The organism is Azospirillum halopraeferens DSM 3675 (genome assembly GCF_000429625.1).
Taxonomy (GTDB): Bacteria; Pseudomonadota; Alphaproteobacteria; order Azospirillales; family Azospirillaceae; genus Azospirillum; species Azospirillum halopraeferens.
In genome coordinates this window covers 109,261-116,209 of the sequence record NZ_AUCF01000021.1, presented here as the reverse complement: position 1 = coordinate 116,209, position 6,949 = coordinate 109,261, and the positions used below count along the sequence as shown (strand labels likewise).

At 72.8% G+C, this 6,949-nt stretch carries 6 protein-coding genes; all 6 read left to right on the top strand.

Annotation, left to right across the window (positions count from 1 at the left end; translation table 11 throughout):
* On the top strand, positions 1-177 hold a 177-nt coding region (locus tag G472_RS34235; RefSeq protein ID WP_035692998.1), incomplete at its 5' end, for an electron transfer flavoprotein subunit alpha/FixB family protein.
* Positions 178-234: 57 nt separating this feature from the next.
* Positions 235-831, top strand: a complete 597-nt coding sequence (locus G472_RS0118825; protein ID WP_084536763.1) for a TetR/AcrR family transcriptional regulator — start codon at positions 235-237, stop codon at positions 829-831.
* Positions 832-917: 86 nt separating this feature from the next.
* Positions 918-3,245 (top strand): CRISPR-associated helicase/endonuclease Cas3, encoded by a 2,328-nt coding sequence (locus G472_RS0118820; protein ID WP_029009610.1) that lies wholly within the window; start codon positions 918-920, stop codon positions 3,243-3,245.
* 177 nt (positions 3,246-3,422) lie between these two features.
* Positions 3,423-4,094, top strand: a complete 672-nt coding sequence (gene cas5c / locus G472_RS0118815; RefSeq protein ID WP_029009609.1) for a type I-C CRISPR-associated protein Cas5c — start codon at positions 3,423-3,425, stop codon at positions 4,092-4,094.
* Positions 4,091-5,971 carry a type I-C CRISPR-associated protein Cas8c/Csd1 gene (gene cas8c, locus G472_RS0118810; RefSeq protein ID WP_029009608.1) on the top strand — a complete coding sequence of 627 codons (1,881 nt, stop codon included), beginning with the start codon at positions 4,091-4,093 and terminating at the stop codon, positions 5,969-5,971. The genes cas5c and cas8c overlap by 4 nt, the downstream gene beginning before the upstream one ends.
* A 5-nt stretch (positions 5,972-5,976) precedes the next feature.
* Positions 5,977-6,939: a type I-C CRISPR-associated protein Cas7/Csd2 gene (gene cas7c, locus G472_RS0118805; protein ID WP_029009607.1), complete on the top strand. Its 963-nt coding sequence runs from the start codon at positions 5,977-5,979 to the stop codon at positions 6,937-6,939.
* Positions 6,940-6,949 lie beyond the last annotated feature (10 nt).

The window sequence follows — 6,949 nt, the reverse complement described above, 5'->3', positions numbered from 1 at the left end:
CTGTACATCGCCGTGGGCATCTCCGGCGCCATCCAGCACCTGGCCGGCATGAAGGACAGCAAGGTCATCGTCGCCATCAACAAGGACGAGGAGGCGCCGATCTTCCAGGTCGCCGACTACGGCCTGGTGGGTGACCTCTTCAAGCTGGTGCCGGAGCTGACCGGGGCGCTACGGTGATCCCGGCCCTCCCCCGGTCCCGGCCGGGGGAGGGCGTGGACCGGAACGGAGTTTCCCATGACGACCGATGACCCGACCGTGGCGGCGAAGGCCAAGACCCGTGACGCGTGGCTGTCGGCCGCCTTCTCCGCCCTGGCCGGGGACGGGGTGGAGGGGGTGCGGGTGGAGGTGCTGGCCAAGCGCCTGCACGTCACCAAGGGCAGCTTCTACTGGCATTTCCGCGACCGGGCGGCGCTGACCGCGGCGATGCTGGAGTCGTGGCGGGAGCGGCGCATCGAGGCGATCAAGGCGCAGACCCGCCTGGACGGCGCCACCCCGCCGGAGCGGCTGCGCACGCTGCTGTCGCTCTACATGGACCGCGGCAACCCCCGGGGCATGGCCATCGAACTGGCGGTGCGCGACTGGGCCCGCCACGACGAGCAGGCCAGGGCCGCGGTCGCGGCGGTGGACCGGGAGCGTCTGGCCTGCGTGTCCGACCTGTTCGCCGCCATGGGCCTGTCGCCGCAGGAGGCGTTCGCCCGCGCCCATCTCTTCTACTCCTTCGTGTTCGGCGACAGCCTGCTGGTCCACGACCACGCCGTGGCGCCCTTCGACGAGGCCCGCGCCATCTGCGCCCGCCTGCTGATCCCGGCGGACGACGCAACGCCGCCCTGATCGGCGCTCAGGGGAAGGGGCGCTTTACATCCATCCCTCCTTCGGCGACCATCGTCCGCCACCCCCGCGCGACGTCCGGACCGCCGATGCCCGCATCCCCGCTGTACGCCCACACCGTGCGCGACCGTGACGAGAGCACCTGGGAACCGCTGGCCGACCATCTGTACGCGGTGGCCGGGCGCGCCGCGGCCTTCGCCGCCCCGTTCGGCTGCGCCGAGCCGGCGCGCGCCATGGGGCTGCTGCACGACCTGGGCAAGGCGGCGCCCGCCTTCCAGGCGTACATCCGCGGCACGGGCAAGAGCCCCGACCATTCCGCCGCCGGGGCCGTGCTGGCCGTGGAGCGCTATGGCCGGACCGACGGGCGGCTGCTGGCCTTCGGCATCGCCGGCCATCACGCCGGTCTGGCCAACGCCAGCCGTCCCGGTGCCGGCCCGACGCCGCTGAAGGACCGGCTGAAGGGTACGGCCGCCCCCCGCCTGCCCGCCGGCATCGACCCGCCGGCGGCCGACGCCGTCGGGAAGGCGCTGGCCGCCCGCCGCCGCGACCCCGATTCGGCGCCGCTGGCCGCCTCCCTGCTGGGCCGCATGCTGTTCTCCTGCCTGGTCGACGCCGACTATCTGGAGACGGAGCGCTTCTACCGGTCGCAGGACGGCGGGGAGGTGGAGCGCGGCTCGCCCCTCACGCCGGCGATGCTGCGCGACCGGCTGGCCCCCCGCCTCGCCGCGATGCGGCCCGCCCCGGACCGGCCGCTCAGCCCGGTCAACGCCCTGCGCGCCCGCGTCCTGGACGCGGTGGTGGCGCAGGCCGCGCTGCCGCCCGGCCTGTTCTCGCTGACCGTGCCGACCGGCGGCGGCAAGACGCTGACCTCGCTCGCCTTCGCGCTGGAGCACGCGGCCCGCCACCCCGGCCTGCGCCGCGTGCTGTACGTCATCCCCTTCACCTCCATCGTGGAGCAGACGGCCGAGGTCTTCCGCGCCGCCCTGGGCGACGATGCGGTGCTGGAGCACCACAGCGCCTTCGACCCCGGCCCTGCCGCCGCGAAAGGTGCGGGCACCGACGACGAGGCGCGGGACGGCGGCGCCAAGCTGCGCCTGGCGGCGGAGAACTGGGACGCCCCGGTGGTGGTCACCACCGCCGTGCAGTTCTTCGAAAGCCTGTTCGCCGCCCGCCCCGCCCGCTGCCGCAAGCTGCACAACATCGCCGGCTCGGTCATCGTGCTGGACGAGGCGCAGACCCTGCCCCTGCCCTTCCTGCGCCCCTGCCTGGAAGCGCTGCGCACGCTGGCCGCCGACTACGGCTGTTCGGTGGTGCTGTGCACCGCCACCCAGCCGGCGGTGCGCGCGCAGGATGGCTTCGACGACGGGCTGGAGGATGTGCGCGAACTGGCCCCCGACCCGGAAGAGCTGCACGACGAGCTGAAGCGGGTCACCGTCACCCGCTGCCCCGAACCGCTGGGTGTCGAGGACCTGGCCGACCGGCTCGAAAAGGACGGCACGGCGCTGGTGATCGTCAACAACCGCCGCCACGCCCGTGACCTGTTCCGCGCGCTGAAGCGGCGCCATGCCCCCGGCGCGCGCCTGCTGACCACCGCCCTGTGCGCCGCCCACCGCCGCGCCGTGCTGGCGGCGGTGCGCGACGACCTCGTGCACAAGCGCCCGGTGCTGCTGGTCGCCACCTCGCTGATCGAGGCGGGGGTGGACGTGGATTTCCCCGTGGTCTACCGCGCCTTTGCCGGCCTCGACTCCATCGCCCAGGCCGCCGGCCGCTGCAACCGCCACGGCCACCTCGGCCGCGAGGGCGGCCGGGTCTTCATCTTCGAGCCCGCCCCCGACGAGGGCCACGAGCCGCCCGGCGAATTGAAACCCCTGATCGACGCCGCGCGGGACATCCTGCGCATCGCCGGCGACGCCGACCCGCTGGGCCTGGACGTGCTGCACGCGTACTTCGATCGCGTCTACTGGCAGCGCGCCGGCAACTGGCGCCAAGGGACCTGCCGTCTCGACTCGGCCGAGGTGGGGGGACACAAGGGCATCCTCGCCGCCCTGCTGGAATGCGATCGCAGCCTGGACATTCCCTACGCCGACATCGCCGCCGCCTTCCGCATCATCGCGGACACCCAGCTTCCGGTGATCGTCCCCTACGGCCCGGCCGCGGCGGAGATCGCGGCCCTGCTGGACCGCCTGGACCACGCCCCCCTGCCCGGGGCCATCGCCCGCGGCCTGCAACCCTATCTCGTCCAGATCCCCCGCAGCGCCCGCGACCGCCTGCTCCGCGCCGGCGCGGCCCACCCCGTGCGGCCGGACCGGTTCGGGGAGCAGTTCGTCGTGCTGGACAACGGCGACCTCTACGACACCGAAAGCGGCCTGGACTGGGACGATCCGGAGTACCGGTCGGTGGAGCGCGGGCTGTTCTGACCCGATTGCCGTCAACATCTTCCTCTCCCGGCGGAGCCGGGGAAGGGACATCGCGCAGATAGTGGGTGAATGATCGGGGGAAACTCTCTCAAAGAGAGACCAATGATCCTTGCCGCATCTCGGTAGATGCACAATCATCAGCCGCCAATCCTCCCAACCGTCCGGAGGCCACCGCCCATGCCGTACGGCATCAAGTTGCGCGTGTCGGGCCCGCGCGCCTGCTTCACGCGGCCCGAGATGAAGGTCGAGCGCGTGTCCTACGACGTGATCACCCCGTCGGCGGCGCGCGGCATTCTGGAGGCGATCCACTGGAAGCCGGCGATCCGCTGGGCGATCGACCGCATCCATGTGCTGGCGCCGATCCGCTTCCAATCGATCCGGCGCAACGAGGTGGGGCACAAGGTGCCCGTGGCCAACGTGCGCCGGGCCATGAAGGCGGGCACGCCCGACGGGCTGCACCACGACGCCGCGGCCGACCGGCAGCAGCGCGCCGCCACCATCCTGGTCCACGTCGACTACGTCATCGAGGCGCACTTCACCCTGACGCCCAAGGCCGGCCCCGACGACAACCCCGGCAAGCACCTGGACATGTTCAACCGCCGGGCGGCGGCCGGCCAGTGCTTCCACCAGCCCTGCCTGGGCACCCGCGAGTTCCCGGCCGACTTCGAGCTGCTGGAGGGGGCGGTGCCGCCGCACGCCCTGCCCGACGACCAGCGCGACCGCGATCTCGGCTGGATGCTGCTGGACATCAACCATGACGGCGGCGGCGAGTCGCTGTTCTTCCGGGCCGCCCTGCGCAACGGCGTGCTGGACGTCCCGCCCCTGACGGACGCGGAGGTGCGGTCGTGACCATCCTGTCCGCCCTCGACGCCCATTACCGCCGGCTGGAGGCGCGCGGCGACGTCGCCCCCGTCGGCTTCTCCACCGAAACCATCGGCTTCGCCATCACCCTGTCGTACGCGGGGGAACCCGTGGCGGTCCTCGACCTGCGCACCGGCGACGGGCGCAAGCGCACCGGCCGGCGGATGACCGTGCCGGAGTCGGCCAAGCGCTCCGGCACCAAGCCGCCGCCCTTCTTCCTGTGGGACAACAGCAAGTACGTGCTGGGCATCGGCACGGCCAAGGGCGGCACCGGCGTGGCGGACTATCCCGCCCACGCCGCCGCCTTTCGCGAGTTCCACGAACGCCTCCTGGCCGACACCGACGACGACGGCCTGCGGGCGGTGCTGGCCTTCCTGCGGATCCGGACGCCGGAGGCCGTCGCCGCATCCCCCTTCACGGCGGAGATGATGGACCAGAACCTGGTCTTCCGTCTCGACGGCGACCGGGACGAGCGTGGCCGCCCCCGCTTCGTCCACGACCGGCCCGCCGCCCGGCTGGTGTGGGAGCGGCACCGGGCGGGTCACGGCGGCGCACAGGGCATGTGCCTCGTCAGCGGCCTGACGGGCCCGGTGGCGCGGCTGCACCCGGCGATCAAGGGGGTGTGGGGCGCCCGGACGTCGGGCGCCTCGCTGGTGTCCTTCAACCTCGACGCCTTCACCTCCTACGGCAAGGAGCAGGGGGACAACGCGCCGGTGTCGGAGATGGCGGCGCGCAACTACGGCGTGGCGCTGAACCACCTGCTGGACCGCGACAGCCGCAACCGGGTGCAGATCGCCGACGCCTCCACCGCGTTCTGGGCCGACGCCGCGGCCGGCGAGGAGAAGGCGCAGCGCGCCGAGGCGCTGGTCCACGCCGCGCTGGAGCCGCCGCGCCCGCCCGACGACCCGCGCGTTGCCCGTGCCGAGGCCCGCGCCGACGCGGAGGAGACGCGCAAGCTGCGCGAGGCGCTGGAGCAGATCGCCGCCGGCCGCGCGGTGGAGGAGATCGACCCGGAGTTCGATCCCGGCACCCGCTTCCACATCCTGGGCCTCGCCCCCAACGCCGCCCGCCTGTCGGTGCGCTTCTGGCACCGGACGACGCTGCGCGACCTGGCGGCGCGGCTGCACGACCACTGGGCGGACCTGAAGATCGACCCGTCCCCCTGGAAGGGTCCGCCGGCGGTCCGTGCCCTGCTGTTCCCCGCCGCCCTTCAGGAGAAGGCGGACAACATCCCGCCGCTGCTGGGGGGCGAGCTGGTGCGCGCCGTGCTGACCGGCGGGCGCTACCCCCGCGCCCTGCTGGCCGCCGTGATCCGGCGCATCCGCGCCGGCGACCCCATCACCGGCGCGCGCGCCGCCATCTGCAAGGCCGTCATCCAGCGCGACGTCCGCATCCGCCGCGACCGCGAGGCGCGCGGGCTCGACGCGTCCACTTACGAAGCGAAGGAGGTGCCCGTGAGCCTCGACCGCAACCAGACCGACCCGGCCTACCGGCTGGGGCGGCTGTTCGCCGTGCTGGAGGGAGTCCAGCGCGCCGCCCTGGGGCGGGTCAACGCCAGCATCCGCGACCGCTATTTCGGCGCCGCCTCGGCGACGCCGGCCAGCGTGTTCCCGCTGCTGCTGCGCAACGCCAACCACCATCTGGCCGTGCTGCGCAAGGACAGCCGCACCGGCGGCCTGGCCGTGTGGTTCGAACGCGAGATCGGCGACATCATGGGGGCGCTGGACATGACCCTGCCCCGCCACCTGCGGCTGGAGGACCAGGGCCGCTTCGCCGTCGGCTACTACCACCAGCGCTACGGCACCAAGGCGACCGCCGCCGAATCCGACACCCCCGAAGACCTCGCCGCCGCCGATCCGGAGTGACCGCCATGACCGCCATCGCCAACCGCCACGAGTTCGTCCTGCTGTTCGACGTGACCAACGGCAACCCCAACGGCGACCCCGACGCCGGCAACCTGCCGCGCCTGGACCCGGAGACCAACCACGGGCTGGTGACCGACGTCTGCCTGAAGCGCAAGATCCGCAACTTCGTCACCCTGTTCCACGAGGGGGAGACGCGCTACGACGTCTATGTCCGCGAAGGCGCCATCCTGAACGAGACGCACCGGAAGGCGTACGCGGCCGTGCGCCCCGACGACGCGGATGTGAAGACGTCGCCCAAGCTGTCGCCGAAGACCGACGCGGAGGAAACCGCGGTGCGTCGCTTCATGTGCGACAATTACTTCGACGTGCGCACCTTCGGCGCGGTGATGAGCACGGGCATCAACTGCGGCCAGGTGCGCGGCCCCGTGCAGATGTCCTTCGCCCAGTCGGTGGAGCCGATCCTGCCGCTGGAAATCTCCATCACCCGCATGGCCGCCACCTCGGAGAAGGAGGCGAAGGCCCGCAAGGACGGGGAAGAGCCGGCGCAGGGCGACGAGCGGCGCGACAACCGCACCATGGGGCGCAAGCACGTGGTGCCCTACGGCCTCTACCGCGCCCACGGCTACATCTCCGCCAAGCTGGCGGAGCGCACCGGCTTCGACGACGGCGACCTGGAGGTGCTGTGGACGGCGCTGGAGCGCATGTTCGACCACGACCGCTCCGCCGCCCGCGGCGAGATGGGCAGCCGCCGCCTGATCGTCTTCCGCCACGACGGGGCGCTGGGCAACGCCTCCGCCACCGCTCTGTTCCGCCGCGTCACGGTGGCCCGGCGCTTCCGGGGGCAGGGCTACGACCTCACCGGCCCCGGCCTGCACAACCTGCCCCCGGCCCGCCGTTTCGAGGACTATGCGGTGAGCGTCGACCGCACCGACCTGCCCGCGGGCGTGACCATCGTGGAGCGGTTCTGACGCAAGGGGG

Bases quoted from the DNA above. Each gene is read 5' to 3' on its own strand.
- cas7c (WP_029009607.1), top strand. From the start codon at position 5,977: ATGACCGCCATCGCCAACCGCCACGAGTTCGTCCTGCTGTTCGACGTG.
- G472_RS0118820 (WP_029009610.1), top strand. From the start codon at position 918: ATGCCCGCATCCCCGCTGTACGCCCACACCGTGCGCGACCGTGACGAG.
- G472_RS0118825 (WP_084536763.1), top strand. From the start codon at position 235: ATGACGACCGATGACCCGACCGTGGCGGCGAAGGCCAAGACCCGTGAC.
- cas5c (WP_029009609.1), top strand. From the start codon at position 3,423: ATGCCGTACGGCATCAAGTTGCGCGTGTCGGGCCCGCGCGCCTGCTTC.